Annotated in this window: 13 protein-coding genes and 1 pseudogene; 3 read left to right on the top strand and 11 right to left on the bottom strand. The window is 50.2% G+C overall.

What is annotated here, in order from left to right; translation table 11 throughout:
- Positions 1 to 32: 32 nt before the first annotated feature.
- The 5 genes and pseudogenes from C7R73_RS07150 to lacG form a co-directional block, all read right to left on the bottom strand.
- Positions 33 to 3080, bottom strand: a complete 3048-nt coding sequence (locus C7R73_RS07150; RefSeq protein WP_106449835.1) for a GW dipeptide domain-containing protein — start codon at positions 3078 to 3080, stop codon at positions 33 to 35.
- Between the two features lie 239 nt (positions 3081 to 3319).
- The gene (locus tag C7R73_RS13925) at positions 3320 to 3700 is read right to left on the bottom strand and encodes a lactose/cellobiose PTS transporter subunit IIB (protein WP_414718261.1); all 381 of its coding nucleotides are present in this window, start codon (positions 3698 to 3700) and stop codon (positions 3320 to 3322) included.
- Between the two features lie 35 nt (positions 3701 to 3735).
- A pseudogene (locus tag C7R73_RS07145) lies at positions 3736 to 5008 on the bottom strand (PTS transporter subunit EIIC); the annotation flags it as partial.
- A gap of 12 nt (positions 5009 to 5020) precedes the next feature.
- A complete protein-coding gene (locus C7R73_RS07140; RefSeq protein WP_106449833.1) occupies positions 5021 to 5335 on the bottom strand; it encodes a PTS sugar transporter subunit IIA in 315 nt (104 codons plus the stop codon).
- 34 nt (positions 5336 to 5369) lie between these two features.
- The gene (gene lacG / locus C7R73_RS07135; RefSeq protein WP_106449832.1) at positions 5370 to 6770 is read right to left on the bottom strand and encodes a 6-phospho-beta-galactosidase; all 1401 of its coding nucleotides are present in this window, start codon (positions 6768 to 6770) and stop codon (positions 5370 to 5372) included.
- A gap of 232 nt (positions 6771 to 7002) precedes the next feature.
- Here lacG and C7R73_RS07130 point away from each other — a divergent pair, with 232 nt between their 5' ends.
- The 3 genes from C7R73_RS07130 to C7R73_RS13680 are packed head-to-tail and all read left to right on the top strand — an operon-like array spanning position 7003 to position 8791.
- Complete coding sequence (locus C7R73_RS07130) at positions 7003 to 7782, top strand: DeoR/GlpR family DNA-binding transcription regulator (RefSeq protein ID WP_106449831.1); 780 nt, start codon at positions 7003 to 7005, stop codon at positions 7780 to 7782.
- A gap of 2 nt (positions 7783 to 7784) precedes the next feature.
- Entirely contained in the window at positions 7785 to 8471 is a 687-nt protein-coding gene (locus C7R73_RS07125; protein WP_192875248.1) for an HAD family hydrolase, read from the top strand.
- 41 nt (positions 8472 to 8512) lie between these two features.
- A complete protein-coding gene (locus C7R73_RS13680) occupies positions 8513 to 8791 on the top strand; it encodes a hypothetical protein (protein WP_153060372.1) in 279 nt (92 codons plus the stop codon).
- 61 nt (positions 8792 to 8852) lie between these two features.
- Here the strand turns inward: C7R73_RS13680 and C7R73_RS07120 are convergent, their stop codons facing one another.
- The 6 genes from C7R73_RS07120 to galU all read right to left on the bottom strand — a co-directional run bounded on the left by C7R73_RS07120 (position 8853) and on the right by galU (position 16781).
- Positions 8853 to 11318, bottom strand: a complete 2466-nt coding sequence (locus C7R73_RS07120; protein ID WP_106449829.1) for a GW dipeptide domain-containing protein — start codon at positions 11316 to 11318, stop codon at positions 8853 to 8855.
- Between the two features lie 175 nt (positions 11319 to 11493).
- Positions 11494 to 12546: an EpsG family protein gene (locus C7R73_RS07115; RefSeq protein ID WP_106449828.1), complete on the bottom strand. Its 1053-nt coding sequence runs from the start codon at positions 12544 to 12546 to the stop codon at positions 11494 to 11496.
- A gap of 20 nt (positions 12547 to 12566) precedes the next feature.
- A complete protein-coding gene (locus C7R73_RS07110; protein WP_106449827.1) occupies positions 12567 to 13637 on the bottom strand; it encodes a hypothetical protein in 1071 nt (356 codons plus the stop codon).
- Positions 13634 to 14740, bottom strand: a complete 1107-nt coding sequence (locus C7R73_RS07105; RefSeq protein WP_239992592.1) for a glycosyltransferase family 1 protein — start codon at positions 14738 to 14740, stop codon at positions 13634 to 13636. The genes C7R73_RS07110 and C7R73_RS07105 overlap by 4 nt, the downstream gene beginning before the upstream one ends.
- A gap of 21 nt (positions 14741 to 14761) precedes the next feature.
- Positions 14762 to 15805 (bottom strand): glycosyltransferase family 2 protein, encoded by a 1044-nt coding sequence (locus C7R73_RS07100; RefSeq protein WP_106449826.1) that lies wholly within the window; start codon positions 15803 to 15805, stop codon positions 14762 to 14764.
- Between the two features lie 94 nt (positions 15806 to 15899).
- On the bottom strand, positions 15900 to 16781 hold the full coding sequence (galU, locus tag C7R73_RS07095; RefSeq protein ID WP_338064718.1) for a UTP--glucose-1-phosphate uridylyltransferase GalU: 882 nt from the start codon (positions 16779 to 16781) through the stop codon (positions 15900 to 15902).
- Between the last annotated feature and the right edge of the window lie 89 nt (positions 16782 to 16870).

Here is a 16870-nt window from a genome sequence, read left to right as displayed (position 1 = left end):
ACCGGATTTTTTTTACTCGTTTACTTTACCCATCAGAAGCAACGCTTATCCACCCAGCCAAGCGTCTGGCCGTTGACAGCCACCAAGGCATAGCAGCCGTCTGCGGTTTCCTGTATGACCTGTACCGGCGTGTTCAGATGGTAATTCGTCAACGACAGCAACGTGAAGCCCGCAGTACCCCATGGCAGGCTATCGATCGAATAGCCGCTGGATCGGATCGTTGCACTGTAAGTGGCAGCCTTCGTGCTGAGCGCCGTCAAAGCACGATGATCGACCCAACCGAGCGTCTGGCCGCTTTTTTGGACCAGTTTGTAAGCGCCATCCGTCGTTTCCGCAATGACTTTCACCAAATTACCCAGATAGCTGTTCGTATTGCCGACCTGTTTGTATCCTGCCGTCCCCCACGGCAAACTGTCGATCGAATAGCCCAGGCCGGATACGCCCACATAATAGTCGACCTGTTTCGCATTGCTGAAAGACCGCTTGTCAATCCAGCCGAGGAACCTCCCATCCACACCGATTTCAGCATAAGCACCGTCCGCCGATTCGCGGTAGATCGTTGCCATTTTGCCGAAATAGGCTGAGGCGTCCGCGACTTTCGCGAATCCCGACACTCCCCACGGCAGGCTGTCGATCGAATAGATGCCGTTCATGATCGGCATGCTGTAGCTGGCTGTTCTTGTCGCGAAAGTCTGCAATCCCTTGCTGTCGATCCAGCCCAGCCCCTTCCCGTTGAAGGAAATAAAGGCATAGTTGCCGTCTGCGGTTATCCGCGATACGTTCACTTCCTTGCCTAGGTAACTGGAGGAGGAAGCAACATAGGCATATCCGGCTTCGCCCCATGGCAGGCTGTCAATCGAAAAATTACTTTTCGAAACGACTGCATTGTAATTGGCCGCAGCCGAATTGAAATATTCGAATGCTTTGTAGTCCACCCAACCGATTGCTGCGCCGGTATTGTAGGAAATGCAGAAATAGGCCCCATTTGCGGACTTCCCGATCACTTTGACGGATTTCCCGATCAAGTCATTGCTCCAGGCAAGCGTGCGGTAACCGGTCGTTCCCCAAGGCAGGCTGTCGATCGAATAGCCACTTTTCCGGATAGTCGCGTCATAGCTCTGGAATGCTGCGTTAAAAGCTTTCTTGCTGACCCAGCCGATATACGCACCATTTATTTTGATTTCCGCAAAGGCGCCATCAGCCGTTTCCCGCACGACGGTCGCCACATTCCCGGTATAGGAAGCAGCATCTGCGACTTTTTTGTAACCAGGATACCCATATGGCAAGCTATCAATCGAATATGAGCCGTCCATGATCGGCAGGCTGTAGCTGACCGAAACTGTGGCAAAAGTCTTTAGTGCGTCGCTGTCCACCCAGCCCACTTCCTTGGCGCCGATCGAAATATAGGCGTAATTCCCGTCAGCTGTCTTCTTCGATACATGGACTTCTTTTCCGTAATAGTCGGTGGAGGATGCGATGTATTTGTAGCCGGTCGTTCCCCAAGGCAGGCTATCGATCGAATAGCCGTAGCCGGAAACAAGCGCGTTATAGTCGGCGGAAACAGTCTTGAGAGCAGCGGCAGCAGCCTGATCGAACTTCGTCAATCCGTATGCACTGATGATGGCATTCAATTTCGTGTTGTAGGAAGAATCCGTCGCATAGCGCCCCGTCAAATAGAGGGTGGCATCCTTGTAGCTGGTCGTGTTTTCGATCCAAGTGCCCTTGTAGAAATTCGCATCCCAACTGACCCCATTGCGCAATTTCAGCGCGTAATCGACCATCGATTCGTAATAGGAAGGATAGAGTCTGAAGAAAGCATCAATCCAGATGACCGATCCGTCGCTCTCCTCCTCCCATGTGCGCATCACAATGGAATTACCTTGATAAGAGCCTTTGATCCCAAAGAGATTATTCCCTACCGTGCCCAGTTTGCTGGTACCGTATGCCGTTTCCAGCGAAGCCTGTGCAACCATGACGGATGAATACAAATTGTACTCCTTGCCGATTTCGGTTGCATAGCCGCCCAAATATTCGACGAACTCCGCTGAACTAGCGAAAGTCCGGGTCTCCTTGTCGATGTTTGAATAAACATTCGTTCCGTTGACGCTCAACAATTGCCCGACATAGATCAGGTTGGCATCGGTGAGGTAATTCCAGCGGATCAGGCTGTCTGTATTCGTAGCATAATGGGCTGCGATTGACTTCAATGTATCCCCGGATTGAACATAATAGTACCAAGTGCCTTTCGCTTCTTGGACGACGGTCTGCACAGTCGTCATAGTTGTGCTGGAGACGCTCATCAGTGACATTGTCGCTGATGCTGACACTTCCTCAGTCGGAGTAGCCTCCTCGCTTTGTGCAACAGCCTCTGCAGATGAAGCAGCCACTGCTGCTGGGGCTGTTTCCGATATTTTTGCGGTGGGTTCCGCTAACGATGCCTCTTCATTAATTACTCCGACACCGATCGCCGAAGCGGTTAACTCCGCCGATGTCTTCTCAGCTGATTCTGTGTGAGCCGGCAAAACGGCCCACTCGGATTCTTCTAAAATCTTCGTCTTGCTCGGATTGCTGTATACGACCGCTTTAATAACTCCCGCTGCTGCGGTGCCGGTTACCGGCAGACGGAATGCCCCAGTCTCATCGACGGAAGTCTCCATCACGGACCCGTCCTCATTCAGGAAAACGATGTAACTGTTAGGAGTGGCAGTACCGCTGATTTCTTTGGCATCTGTGTAAACAGGATCCAGAACCAGTTTTTTGAAGTTAGCCACACTCTCTTGCGAAACAGGCATGGCAGTTCCAATGGATGCCATTTCTTCTGTTTCTGCGGGCGAGACCGCCTCAGGGGTAACCGCTTGCAATTCATTTTCTTGTGTCGCCTCTTCATAGGAGATTGCTTCCCCTGTCTCACTAGCAGGTTGCTGCGCTGAAATGGCCAAGCTTGCAGAATCCACCGGCACTGATTCTATAATGACATTCTGCTCATCGGCGTAGGCATATTTATTACCGAAAAAAAGACTGGATGCTGCCATACTCGATAAAGCGAGACAAGTGCGTAAGTATTTATTTTGAACAATCATAGTACCCCTCCATCTCCATCGTCAGATATCTTAAGATTCCTTTAAATATTACCTCCTCATTATACCATCATTGAAATGGAACCTACCAATATTTTTTGATTATTCCCATCGTCGGAATACTTCTTGACAGAAAGATTGATTGAATGACTCAGCTATCAAAATGAATTGAAAAATCAGCATAGTTCAGCGCAAATAAAAAAACCAGCGACGTAATGAAACCATCGTTGGTTTTTTATCTATCAGAATTGTGCCATGATGAAGTCGACAGCCATTTTCGGATCGCGCGTCAGTTTGATGTATTCAGCGCCTTTTGTCGCCAACAGCTTGATGCCTAAGCGGTCGCTGTCCTCTTTGATGTCTTCGTAGTAGGAATTCACTTGCGGAGCCAGCACGATGACGTCGTAGTTCTGCATGATATCGTAATGCGAGCCATAAGCTCCGGCAGCGGATTTGATCGGGAAGCCGTATGATTCCGCCCCTTCTTTCAACGCGTTCGCCAACATCGCGCTTGTCCCTGCACCTGCACAAAGCACGAGCACATTGATGTCCTTCTGATCCGCAGCTGTAGCCGCGACAGTCTGGACTGCAACCTCTTTTCCGGCAGGAGCCAGTGTTTCCACAACCGGCCGAGCAGCCGTTTCTTCTTCCAACCCAGCAGCAGCCAACGCTTCTGCTTCCACCAATGAAGCATCATAGGCTTTGATGAACGGAAGATAGATGAGCGAATCGACAACAATCAGCAAGAAAGTCAACGCGATTGCCAACAAGCCCATGCCGGTACCAAGAATGATCCCGATCGGAGCCGGCGTCGCCCAAGGCAGCACGTACATGAAGCTGTTCATGCCCAGGACATCGACGAAGAATTTGAATGCCCAGACATTGACGATCGGAGCCAACAGGAACGGAACCAAGAAATAAGGATTCAGGATCATCGGAGCCGCGAAAAGCACGGGTTCATTGACACCGAAGGATACGGGAACAAACGACGCTTTACCGACCGCCTTCAGTTGTTTGGATTTGGCGAAGAGCATGAACAGATACGGCACTACCAATGTCGCTCCGGTTCCGCCCATCGTGCCTAAAAAGTGTCCCAAGCCGGTAGTCAGCACGTTGGAGGCTTGTTCGCCCGCCATATACAACTGCAGATTGGTTTCCACATTGACGTAGATGATGGCGGCGATCGCCGGTTCCACAATGGAAGGGCCATGCACACCGACAAACCAGAAGAAAGCCATAGCGCCATAGATCAAAGCCAGTCCAAGATACCCATCCGCCGCACTGAACAAAGGTTGTAATAAATTGATGATGGCTTCAGCAAACGAAACGGCGAACAGTTGGCGGATGATCAGATCCAAGATTGCCGCCGCAAAAACAGAGAACGCAAACGGGAACACATCCTTGAAAGTCTGGGAAATCGTCCCCGGAACTTCCTTCGGCATTTTGATGGTGATGTTATGCAGCACGCAGAATTTGTAGATGTTCACCGTCAAAAACGCCACGATGAAGGAGACTAGGATCCCTTTTGTTCCCATGTAATCCATCGATACGCCGCCTTCGATCTGCGTAGTCGTCAGCAACAGGAATCCGACAATGGCCGCAAGCATCGTCGAGGTAGCGTTGATGCGGCGGGTGTCCGGCATTTTGCGGTTGACGGACTCAGTCAAGCAGCGTGCGGTCGTGGCCGCTACCAGCAACCCGACAATACCCATCGAATAGCCGTAGACTTTCCACAGCCAAGCCGAAACGGGTTCAGGCCAAGCATAGCCGAATATCTCCGGCACAGCTGCGAACAGGATAAAGATACTCGAGAACAGGATCACCGGCATAGCGGTCAGGAAGCCATCACGGATTGCTCCGATGTACATGTTGCGGGCAATTTTATCGAACAGCGGTTTCCCCTTTTCGATCTGTTTGATCAGCGTATTCATTTTTTCTCCTCCTTATTGACGTTCTTTGTACAATGCGATGAAATCTTGAATCAGATCCCGCAAAAGCAAGGTCGTCATCAGATGATCCTGCCCGTGGATGAAGATGAACCCGATATCCAATTCTTCCCCGGATGCCTCCTGCGCCAAAATTTTTGTCTGCGCATTGTGGGCCAACTTCAGGTTTTCGTCGGCATCCTGCAATTCTTTTTCGATGTTTTCGAAATTGCCTTGGCGCACTTCCCTCAACAACTTCAGCAAAGTGCTGCGGGCATCACCGGAGTAGGCCACGATTTCAAATCCCAACATCTGCAATTCTTCTCTGTTCATTATGCATTCTCCTTTTCTGATGGTTCATCTGATTTTAAATGATCGTTTTTGTTTCGCTCACCAATTTGTACCAATAAGCTGATTCTTTCGGATAACGTTTTTGCGTTTCAAAATCGACATAGAACAAGCCATAGCGTTTGTTGTAGCCGTTTGACCAAGAGAAGACATCCATCAACGACCAGAGGAAGTAGCCTTTGACGTTCACACCGGCTGAAATGGCTTTGCTCAGTTCATTCAGGTAGACGCGCAGGTAATCGATGCGGGGCTTGTCCATGATGATGCCGTCTTCGAATTCATCCTTGTAGCCCATCCCGTTTTCGGTGATGTAGATCTTGTTGTAGTGCGGGTATTCCTTCTTGATGCGGAGCAACAGGTCGTACATCCCTTCCGGATAGATGATCCAATCCCAGTCCGTACGCGCAACGCCTTCTTTATAGACACGCTCGCCGATACCTTTGATTTTGTAGACCGAAGTCCCTTTGTCGCCTGTACCATTGTGGTGGACTTGGCTTTCGCCGTCATATGCTTTCACAAAGTGGCATTGATAATGGTTGATGCCCAAGTAGTCATTGCGGTGCGAGGCTTTTTCCATCTCGGCAAAATCTTCATCCAGAAACGTGTAGCTTGCATCATTGGCTGCGCAGATTTCTTCCAGAGCCTGCATCGTTTCCTCTGAATAATGGCCCAGATAGGTTGCATCCAACAAGAAGCGGACCGACAAGGCATCATCCAGGAAGGCTGCATGCTTATCTGGTTCCGAATCACTGGCCGGATACTTCGGCTCCAAGGAATGGACAACACCGATTTCTCCTGGGTAATTGTTGTCTTTGAAAATATTGATGACGCGTGCATGTGCAACCATCATATTGTGCAGGCATTGAATCGTGCTGCCTAGATCGAAGCGGATGCCTGGAGGGAAAACACCCAACAAGTATTGATTGCTCGCAACCGGGTAGATTTCATTGAAGGTGCTCCAGTAGCGCACTTCCGGGTACTCATCGAAACAGAATTGGGCGTAAGCGACAAAAGAATCTATCGTGTCGCGGTTCAGGAAATCTCCTTGGTCGAAGAGCCGTTTCGGCGTATCGAAATGATGCAAGGTCACGAATGGCAGCACGCCCTGTTTTTCGCATTCCGCAAAGACTTTATGGTAGAAGTCCACACCCTCTTGATTCACTTCACCCGTTCCGTCCGGAAAAATTCGGCTCCAAGCGATGGAAAGACGCAAACCGTTCACGCCGAATTTTTTGCAGAGCGAAATATCCTGCGGGTACTGATGATAGAAATCACTGGCAGGATCCGCCAAGAATCTTCCTTGTTTCTCCAGATAATCATCCCAAGCGACTGGTCCTTTGCCGCCTTCTTTCGTGGCACCTTCCGCTTGATATGCAGCAGTGGCCCCGCCAAAAATAAAATCTTCAGGTAATCGTAACATCTGACTCTCCCCTATTCTTGTTCGTTTTTGTTTGTTAATGTTTCTTTATGTCCTTATAGTAACCGCATCCACACGACATGTCAACAAATAATTTTGTTTTTATATCATAAAAAAACAATAACTTGTTCGAAAATCCACTTTTTTGTCATATTTTTGTTTGTTTTTGTTTATTTCCATTGACCGCATTATGAAACTGTGCTAAATTATGAATAACTTAGAGAGGTGAATGGGAATGTTGAAAAAAGAACGACTATTAAAACTCACTGAAATCGTCAATCAAGAAGGCATCATCACCGTAACCGACATCGTCAAACAATTGAATGTTTCCGATATGACTGTGCGCAGGGATCTTGATGAACTCGATAAGGCAGGGAAGATCCTGCGCATCCACGGCGGCGCCCAGAGCATCAGCTACGCGTTGGACCAAGAGCTCTCGCACACGGAAAAACAGGAAGTCCAAAAAGAAGAAAAACGAGCGATCGCGAAGTTGGCGGCAAGTTATGTCGAAGATGGCGACACGATTTTCCTCGGTCCTGGTACGACGATCGAAATGCTGGCAAGCTATCTCGGCGGCAAAAAGATCCGCATCATCACGAACAGTTATCCGGTTTTCGAGAACCTGCGCCAATACGACTCCGCGGACATCATTATGATCGGCGGGGATTACCGGAAAAATACGGGTGCCTTCTTCGGCCCGATAGCGAACGACAACCTGAAAAAATTGAAGTTCACGAAGTGCTTCATCAGCGCCAACGGAATCCACAATGAAGCCATCTCTACCTATAGCATGGCGGAAGGCGAAACCCAGAACATCGCCTTGAACAACTCCCGCACTAAATACTTGCTGGCGGACAACAAGAAATTCAACCGGGACGACTTTTATAATTTCTACAACCTTCACGACATCGATTATCTGGTCACAGATGATCATGTCAGCGCAGATCTGATTACCCACTATTCACAGTACGTCGCATTAACGCAAGCCAAAACAGACCTAGGAGATGACTTATGAAACTGAACGGCATCATTTTTGACTTCAATGGCACCATGTTCCAGGATTCGCATCTGCATGAACAGGCCTGGATCGACATGATCCAAAAATACAGTCCAGGCAACGGCCTGACCGATGAAGAGATCCTGACTGAATTGCACGGCCGCACCAACGATAAAATCCTCAGACAGTTCGTTTCCCCTACCCTTACGGACGAGGAAGTACAGAAACTTTCTTTGGAGAAGGAAGAACATTACCGCAATCTCTGCCTGAACAAGCCGGAGCAACTCGTTCTGACGGATGGCTTGATCGAAGTGTTGGATGATCTGAAGGAACGCGAGCTGCCATTGACGATCGCCACTGCGACGATCAAAGAAAATGTCACTTTCTATTTCGAAACCTTCGCGCTCGATCGCTGGTTCAATCCGGAAAAGGTCGTCTTCGATGACGGTTCCTTCCCCGGCAAACCAGAGCCGGACATCTTCCTGCATGCCGCAAAAAAACTCGGGGTCGCTCCCGAAGAATGTCTCGTCATCGAAGATGCGTATTCCGGTCTGCGCGCGGCCAACAGCGCGAACATCGGCATGATCATCGCGATCGACCCGTTCTTCAAGAACCGGGAAACCTTCCAGAAGGAAAACCTCTGCAAGGACGGCGTGATCACGGACTTCAAGGGCTTCACGGACCTTATCTTCGCGGAGCAAGCCTGATCAGCAAAAAAAACGCACAATCGACTCAGCAGTTTTCTGCTTTGTCGATTGTGCGTTTCCTCTTTGAAATTTATAGTGTTGGTGCAAAACAGCAACATTGCTTGCATGATATTCCCGGTGAGCGCGCCCTCATCGGGAGCTTGACCCTCGCAGCACTACATTTTCCCGGTGACCTTGCCTTCACCGGGAATTCAGCCTTCCCAGCCATTCATTTTCCCGATGAACCTGCCTTCATCGGGAAATCAGTCCTCACCACACCTTTCGAACAACTCGTCCAACCAATCCAACCACAAAAAGAATCCGGAAGGAATCATCGCTAATGATGATTTCTGCCGGCTTCCGCTTTTTGTGCAATGATATTGGCTTTACTTAATGAGCCGTTTAATTGAAATAAGCCACAATCCCGACAGTGATGGATTTCGCCAGCGTAGTCTGGTAGCTGGCTGTCGTCAGCTTGGCCAGTTCGGTCGGTGAGCTCATGTAGCCCAGCTCAAGCAAGACTGCCGGGATGGCCGTTTCGCGCAGGACCGCAAACGTATTTTTCCGCACGCCGCGATCCGCCGCCCCCGTGTTGTCGACTAGCGCATCCTGAATGGCCACCGCCAGTTCCGCGCTCTCCATAATCCGCGTGGGATCGTTATGCATTTCTTCGTTGATTACCGGTGGATAATACGGATTAGCTTCGTAGTAATAGGTTTCGATTCCGGTGACGGTCGCATTTGAAGGCATCGCGTTGTGGTGGATGCTGACGAAAATGTCCGCTCCCGACGCGTTCGCTTCTTCCGATCGCTCCAACAACCCGACATAAGCGTCCGTTGTGCGCGACATGATGACCGTGAATCCCAAAGCTTCCAGATTCGCTTTCACTTTGTTCGAGACGGCCAGATTGATTGTCTTCTCCATGACACCGCTGTAGGCAGCGCCAGCTTCTGAACCGCCATGGCCTGGGTCAAGGAAAACGACCTTCCCCGTCGGCGTCACCGTCAAAGCAGACTTGGCCACCCAACCCAACACTTTGCCGTTCTGCGATGCCAATGCCCACGTCACGCCATCGGCAGTCACTTTCTCCTGGCTCACGGTAACGCCGGTGCCGAGGTATGTAGAGGTGTAGCCTACCGTCTGATAGCCTTCGGTGCCCCATGGCAATGTATTGATGCCATCAGTTCCACGCGTGACGGTCGCATTGTAGGAAACATTCATCGTTGAAACCACTTGATTGAATAGTGAATCTTTCGCGATCCAGCCCAATTGCGTTCCGTTCAGCGATATCAGTGCCCACGTCACGCCGTTGTCCGTCTTCTGTTCCTTGCTGACCGTAACCGTTCGACCCTGATAAGCCGAGCTGTAGCCTACCGTCTGATAGCCTTTCGTACCCCAAGGCTGCGTGTTGATGCCATCGGTGCCGCGGAGCACTGTAGCTTGGTAATTGACATTTGTCGTCGATAAGATCTGCACGTAGGTCGGCTCCGTTAAAGCGGCTTTGCATATCCAACCGAGCTGTGTGCCGTTCAATGAAATCAACGCCCACGTCACACTGTTGTCCGCCACTTTTTCCTGCGTGACGGTCACTTGCTTGCCGAGGTAAGCGACGCTTGTTCCGACTGTCTGATAGCCTTTTGTGCCCCACGGTTGCGTGTTGATGCCGTCCGTTCCGCGTGTGATCGTTGCCGGATAATTCACGTTGGTCGTGGACAGGATTTGCACATAGACAGTCTTCTTCAGCGCATCCTTGGCGATCCAGCCGAGCTGCGTTCCGTCAAAAGAAATCAGAGCCCACGTTACGCCGTTGTCCGCCACTTTTTCTTGGCTGACAGTCACTTGTTTGTTCACGTAAGTGCTGCTGTTGCCGATCGTTTTGTAGCCTTTCGTGCCCCATGGCTGCGAATTGATTGCATCGGAGCTGCGGATGATCGTCGCTTCGTAGTCCACATTGGTCGTCGACAAAATCTGCACGTAGGTCGGCTCCGTCAAGGCGTCCTTGGCGATCCAGCCCAGTTGTGTGCCATCCAAGGAAATCAAGGCCCAGATCACACCGTTTTCCACAACTTTTTCTTGGCTGACGGTCACGCTCTTGCCCAGATAAGCGGCGCTCTGCCCCAGCGTCTTGAATCCTTTCGTGCCCCATGGTGCTGCATTGATCGCATCCGTTCCGCGCGTGATTGTCGCCGGATAATCCACTGTTGTCGTGGATAGTACAGTCAGATAAGTCGGCTCAGTCAAAGCGGCTTTGGCGATCCAGCCCAGTTGTGTGCCATCCAAGGAAATCAAGGCCCAGATCACACCGTTTTCCACAACTTTTTCTTGGCTGACGGTCACACTTTTACCCAGATAAGCGGCGCTCTGGCTGAGCGTTTTGAACCCGCGTGTGCCCCATGGCGCTGCATTGATCGCATCCGTTCCGCGTGTGATCGTTGCCAGATAATCCACAGGCGTTGTCGAAAGAACAGCCAGATAGGCCGCTTCGGTCAAAGCATCTTTGGCGATCCAGCCTAGCTGCTTTCCATCCAAGGAAATCAACGCCCACGTCACACCGTTATCGGCCAACTTTTCTTGGCTGACCGTGACAGTCTTGCCAAGGTAACTCGAACTGGAGCCGACCGTCTGGTACCCTTGCGTTCCCCAAGGCAGCGTATTGATTCCGTCGGTACCGCGTGTTACCGTAGCTTCGTAATCCGCAGTCGTCGTTGATAAGATTTGGACATAAGCCGTTGCCGAAACCGCGGCTGCGCCATCTATTTCAGTGGCCGATGCAACCGGAATGTTGGACGTGCCTAAAGCCAAAAGCACAGCCCCTACCAAAGAAAATGTGCACCAATCCAATGTATTTTTCTGAAACTTCCTCTTCATTGTACCCCTCCAACCAGATAATTAGTCCATTCATATATTTTAACAATACAACGTTATCTTACCATTTTTTAATCCGCATGACACCCTGTTTTTCAGAATCCGCTTTCACTTTATCCGAAAAAAAACCACACTGCCTTCCCATAATGCCTTAGGAAAGCTAGCGTGGCTGTAATTACTATTTCAAAAGCGTATCGTACGGGATAAAGTAGGTGTAATCCCCTGACAGGATGAAGATCAGCAGGAAGATGACGACCGTGAATCCCAGGCAGAAAATCAGATTGACCATTTTGTTCTTCGTGAAATTCAGGATGAAATACGGCGCCACAAACATTTCATAGGTTGCGAAAGGCGAACTCAGACGCCCTCCCACCGTCGCCAAATTCCCGAAAGCGATCAGGATCAACGACGCCAGGAAGTAGAGATTATGGTAAGTCCGATATTTTTCATCCTTGCGGACATTCGTGAACAGCAATGTCCCGAAGAAAATCAGCAGCTGCATCAACAGGACCGGATTCATCAGCCATTGACCGCTAGTATAGGCCGGATTCGTGAAATACGGAGCGTAACGATCCGGCACTGCCCATAAGTAAAGCTGCGGCATCTGCACAACAATTCCTGCAGCGACCGCCAAGCCGAACAGCACCATCACCTGCAGCCGGCTGCCGGCATAGAGATAGTTCTCGTAGACGTAGCCGACGATGAAGATGAGCGCGGTGATGTGGAACAGCGACGCAATCCCCACCACGAGCAGAAAACGGAACAGCTGTTTCTGCTTCAGGTATTTCACCGAATAAAGCAGGATGATGCTGGCAATCGAACCGCGGATCTGTCCCATATCCCTCGCCAAGAAGAAGCGCGAGAAATAATAGAACAGGATCAAGGACGGATACGGGACATTCTTGTAGAGATAATTGATTAACAACCCCATACTCAGGAAGGCGAAGAAGAGAATGAACGCATAATAATTCAAACCTAGCTTAAGGAAAAGATAATTCAATAACAGATAGCCGGGTTCAGCATCGATGCTGCCGTTGAAGACATCCGACAAACCGGTCAAGTCGTAGAAAAAGTAATAATAAGAAACGAAATCGTATCCCGAGTAATAGCGCAACCCGGCCAAGATAGCCAAGAGGCCGCCACCGATCAGGACGATTTTTTTGTTATCATAGAACACTTCAGCAATGCTGAGCAGCAGCAAGGTGATGAACGTAAAGACGTAGAGCGCCATCCTTTATTCCTCCTCCAATGCTAGACTAAGATGATTTTGATTGGAGTGGCATAATTTTCCAATAGCGTGCGTTGGTTCTTGTACCAGTCCTTCGTTGTGCCGTTCTTACGGGAAACAAAAATAACTTCATCGAAGCTCAACAGTGGGTCTGCCGAGAGGACGGATTGCGCGAATACGTACGGCGTTCCTTCCAGCTGCTCCAAGCGTTTTTGCACAGTCGGCGCAAACGGTTCCTCGGAAAGGATCAGTTTGCGGGTTGCCGCCGGATGCTGTATGCCGTGCACCAATGCTGTTTCCTGATCTGCAGCAGTTGTACGGGACAAGTCCAGCACGGTATCGTCATCGCTCATGCGATAGTTGAATACATCCGTGATCTCTTTTTTGAAGAAAAGACGGAAGAATCCCAACAACATGCCCAACAACAAGCCGCCGATGAAAAGGCCGGCTCCCATGACGAGATACAGCAACAAGCTAGTGCTTCCTGTTTCATCCGTCTGCTCCGGACCTTTCTCCAGTTGGACAACATGCGGCTCTGACAAAAGGTAAATGCTCTTATTTTCAAAGAACGGGATCGTTCCTTCTTGCATTGCTTCATAGAGCACTGTTGCGATGGCTTCATTCTTTGCTTCATCCCCGGTTCCGACCGTGATATGCAGCTCACTCGTATCATAATCCGTATCCACATCGATCATGTAGTTCGCCGGAATGTCGCCTTCCTCCATCGCTTCGATTTCATCGGTTGAAGCGATTGGCTCGAATGAATTGATAGCCTCGTAGACCTGCGGAGACAACAGCACCGCTTCCAATAGATTAAAGTTCGTGAAAGCATAACCTTCCGTATTCTCCACATAGAAATCGAAACGGACGGCATCTTCCAACAATGCTTCATATTCAGTGTCAGTGATCAGCTGCAGCTCCAAGCCGGTGGCCGGATCGATTTCCTTGATTTCTTCGACTTTATCATCACTGAACAGCGTGTAGGCGATCGCCAATGCGTACAGGAGAACAAGTGCAAAAGCAGTCCCGAAGATCGTCTTTTTGTTGTCCTGCAGAAATCCCTTTGTTTCCTTCATTGTAGGTAAGTTTTTCATGCTGTACCCTCCGTCGCGTCGTAGATTTTTTCCAGAGCTTTTGCGGTCTTCCGCATGCCAAAAGCTTCCATTTCCGGTTTTGGACTGTTGCCTTTCGGCTCGCCCATGACTTCGGCTTCCCAGCGGTCCAAGTCCGCATCCAGTGGCACAAACCGGACATTCTCGGATAACACCGTGTCCTCCGACACTTCCGTCGACATCACCAACTTGACGTTGGCGGCCTGCGCTTCCACCGCCACGATCGGCAAACCTTCATACAACGAAGGCAACAGGAAGACATCCATCGCTTTCAGCAGTTCGGCGATATCTTCGCGCTCGCCCAAAAAAACCACATGGTCGGATACGCCTAGATCCTTGGCCAAGCCGTGGATTTCTTTTTCCAGGCTGCCGGCCCCGACCGACAAAAGATACGTGTTCGGGTGTTTCTTCAGGATGTGCTGGAAAATATTCAGCAACAGCCGGTGATTTTTTTGTTCCTCGAAACGGCCGATGTGACCGATCACGAAGGCGTCTTCCGGAATGCCCAACTGCGCATGCATCACTGCCTTCGTCACCGGCACGTTGCGGTAGCGGTCGAGGTCGATGCCGTTCGGAAGCATAACGAAAGGCTGTTCCTTGCCGAACAGGCCGATACCGGCTTCATCTGAACAACCAATGAAATCAGTCGCATATTTCATCATCAGATTGTTGAAAATCGGGCGCACGACGCTGTACGGGAATCGGTTGCCTTTGCCGTCGGAAGTCGCATGGCTGTGGGCGATGCGTTTTTTGACGCCGGCTTTGGCAGCCAGCCACAGGTTCAGGCCGCCGCCGAAGAAGATTTCGTTGTGGACGATATCGACTTGGTTCTCCTGCAGCAGTTTGCTGACGGTTTTGATGTAGCGCAGCGGATGCTTGTTCGGGTTCGGCACGACGAAAATCTTGCCCCCCAATGCGGCTATTTCGTCATGGTAGGGACGCACATCGGCAAATTCTTCATAGATGACGAAATCGAATTGGAACTTGGAGCGGTCGATGTTGCGGTAGGCGTTCATCATGAAGGTTTCCGCCCCGCCTTTTCCCATTCTGCCCTGGAAATGCAGGACACGTTTAGGTTGAGTCATTAGTGTAGTTCTCCCATCTGTCTAGAAATTTCCTTTGAGTTTTTCGATCAGTTTCGGCGACGCATTGCTCAAGAGATGCATCATGCCGGAAGCGATATAGTTCAAGTTTACCGATTTTCTCCGGAACAGGAACTGCATGATTTTCCGGATCGGCGTATCGGTCAGGCTGTGCGCCGTTGCATACTGGACGCGCGGATGTTGCAGTATTTTTTGGATATAGGCCCTTTTGCCTGCCCAATCCAACGGGCAACTTGCGCCGTGCAATGGGATGATGCAGGACATCGTGCCTTTCAGGAAAAGCGCGCTGAAACCGCCCAGATCCTTGTCGGTCAGTTCCAGCAATTCATTGTAGAATTCCAGGAACGTCTCGAATTTATTGTCGAAATATTTGTTGGTCAAGCTGCTTTTGCCTTCGAAGGCATACTGGTACAGCACTTCGCTGGTCGTCACGACTTTTTCGGCATGACGGTAGTAGGCGATGTTGAACAGGCGGTCCTCACAGCTGCTGTAGCTCGGAAAGGCGATCTGATGCTCACGGATGATGTCCAGACGGTAAATCTTGTTCCAGATGACATACATCAATTGCTTGTTCATCAAAGGATACAGATTCTCCAGAAACGCCGCGTTCGAAGCATAGACCCGATTTTCGGCGATGACCTGCTTTTCCGAAACGATCTCCTGGTTGTCTAGCACCCGCAGATTGTAGGAAGCCACGATCAGGTCCGGTGCCTCGCTTTTGATAATCGCTTGGTAGCGTTCCAAAGTATGGCACTCGATTTCATCGTCCGCATCCATCAAGAAGAGATAGGTCCCCTTCGCGCGCGCAATCCCTTGATTGCGCGCATTCCCCGGCCCGTTGTTCGGAATGGTGATGAAAGAGAAGCGGCTGTCTTCGGCAGCAACTGCCTGCAAAACGTCCGCTGTCGCGTCCTTCGAACCGTCGTTCACGATGATGACATCAAAATCGCTGACCGTCTGTGCGGCGATGCTTTCCAAAGTGGCACGGATGGTGCCGGCACAGTTGTAGGCCGGGATCACAATGCTGAAAAAAGGTTTATTTTCCATTAGTTTTCCTTCCTGACGTTGGGCTTGACGGAGCACCCGACCCGGCTTGATCCAGGTCTGGGTTGATAGAAGCTGCTCCTGTCGCTGCAACGCGTTATGCTTTGTTCTTTAATTCCTTCGCCAACTCTTTCAGATAAGGGCGCATCTTGTCGGCTGTGTCTTTGTTCTCCAGACCGAATTCGATGTTTGCGATCAACAGGCCGTATTTATCGCCTACGTCGTAGCGCTTGCCGGTGTATTCATAAGCGACCAGCGGATGAATCGCGTTCAATGATTCAATCGCATCAGTCAGTTGGATTTCATCGCCTGTATCCGGTGCTTGGTTGCGCAGAATGTCGAATATTTCCGGTGTCAACAGATACCTGCCGATGATGGCAAGATTGCTTGGAGCTTCTTCCGGAGCCGGCTTTTCGATGAAGTGGTTGACGCTATAGATATGTTCGCCGATCTTCTCCTTGATGTCGATGATGCCGTAGCGGTTCGTCATGTCTTCAGGGATGCGCATCGTCGCAACGACTCCGCACTTCGTCTCGTCGTAGGTATCCACCAAGGATTTCGTTAGCGGGATTTCATTCGGCATGATATCATCGCCCAAAAGTACAACAAATGGCTCATTGCCGATGAAAGCTTCAGCCTGCAGAATCGCATCCCCCAGTCCGTGCGGATAAGCTTGGCGTACATAGTGGATGTGCGGAATGTTTGTTTTCTGCACCATATCCAGCATCGCGGTCTTGCCTTTTTCTCTTAGGTTCTGCTCCAAGGCGAAGTTCGCGTCGAAATGGTCCTCGATCGGGCTTTTACCTTTTCCGGAAATGATGACAATCTCTTCGATACCGGCGGCGATGGCTTCTTCAACAACATACTGGATGCTCGGCGTATCCACGATCGGCATCATTTCTTTGGCCATTGCTTTTGTTGCTGGTAAAAAACGTGTTCCCAATCCTGCTGCAGGTATAACTGCTTTCCGTACTTTTATCATGTGTCTCCCTCTTTCATGTATAGTCTGCTTCATTATAACAAAGATGACGCCAAAAAAAAACGCATCTTACGGAAGATGCGAGTCGT

The sequence above is a fragment of the Trichococcus alkaliphilus genome (assembly GCF_003008695.1).
Classification (GTDB): domain Bacteria; phylum Bacillota; class Bacilli; order Lactobacillales; family Aerococcaceae; genus Trichococcus; species Trichococcus alkaliphilus.
This window is presented reverse-complemented; position numbering and strand designations above follow the sequence as displayed.

Bases quoted from the DNA above. Each gene is read 5' to 3' on its own strand.
- C7R73_RS07150 (WP_106449835.1), bottom strand. From the start codon at position 3,080: ATGATTGTTCAAAATAAATACTTACGCACTTGTCTCGCTTTATCGAGT.
- C7R73_RS07140 (WP_106449833.1), bottom strand. From the start codon at position 5,335: ATGAACAGAGAAGAATTGCAGATGTTGGGATTTGAAATCGTGGCCTAC.
- lacG (WP_106449832.1), bottom strand. From the start codon at position 6,770: ATGTTACGATTACCTGAAGATTTTATTTTTGGCGGGGCCACTGCTGCA.
- C7R73_RS07130 (WP_106449831.1), top strand. From the start codon at position 7,003: ATGTTGAAAAAAGAACGACTATTAAAACTCACTGAAATCGTCAATCAA.
- C7R73_RS07120 (WP_106449829.1), bottom strand. From the start codon at position 11,318: ATGAAGAGGAAGTTTCAGAAAAATACATTGGATTGGTGCACATTTTCT.
- C7R73_RS07115 (WP_106449828.1), bottom strand. From the start codon at position 12,546: ATGGCGCTCTACGTCTTTACGTTCATCACCTTGCTGCTGCTCAGCATT.
- C7R73_RS07110 (WP_106449827.1), bottom strand. From the start codon at position 13,637: ATGAAAAACTTACCTACAATGAAGGAAACAAAGGGATTTCTGCAGGAC.
- C7R73_RS07105 (WP_239992592.1), bottom strand. From the start codon at position 14,740: ATGACTCAACCTAAACGTGTCCTGCATTTCCAGGGCAGAATGGGAAAA.
- C7R73_RS07100 (WP_106449826.1), bottom strand. From the start codon at position 15,805: ATGGAAAATAAACCTTTTTTCAGCATTGTGATCCCGGCCTACAACTGT.